The organism is Bacillus sp. SIMBA_154 (assembly GCF_046536015.1).
GTDB classification, from domain to species: Bacteria; Bacillota; Bacilli; order Bacillales; family Bacillaceae; genus Bacillus; species Bacillus pumilus_P.
Genome location: NZ_JAWJBV010000070.1, coordinates 1 through 419, shown reverse-complemented (window position 1 = coordinate 419; position 419 = coordinate 1). Strand labels below are relative to the sequence as shown.

Annotated in this window: 1 protein-coding gene; it reads right to left on the bottom strand. The window is 48.0% G+C overall.

Annotated features, from left to right (window positions below; all coding sequences use genetic code 11):
* The coding region (locus R0K30_RS21130) for an amino acid kinase family protein (protein WP_410612718.1) at window positions 1-419 on the bottom strand (419 nt) is incomplete at both ends.

Here is a 419-nt window from a genome sequence, read left to right as displayed (position 1 = left end):
CCGTTTGCGCGGCATCTTCCGTTTTCACCGAGAAAGAAATATCCGCTTCCCCATCGTCCGACTGTGTCTGAATAATAATGTCAACGTTGATGTTTCGTTTTGCCAGCGCGGTGAAGATTGTTGAAAGTGTTGTCAATCCGCTTGCAAGGCCTGTAACGGACACCCTCGTGATCTGGTCTTCAAATGCAATTCCTCTGACGATTAAATTCTGCTCCATTGATGATTCCTCCTCAATTAATGTTCCAGCTTCATGTTCTGTGCTTGACCGCACTTCCAAAGGCACTTGGTAGTTTTTCGCGAACTCAACCGCCCGCGGGTGAAGAACACCCGCTCCTAGATTTGCAAGCTCCAGCATTTCATCATAAGAAATTCCCGCCAGTTTTCTCGCTGACCGGACATACCGCGGATCTGTCGTAAAT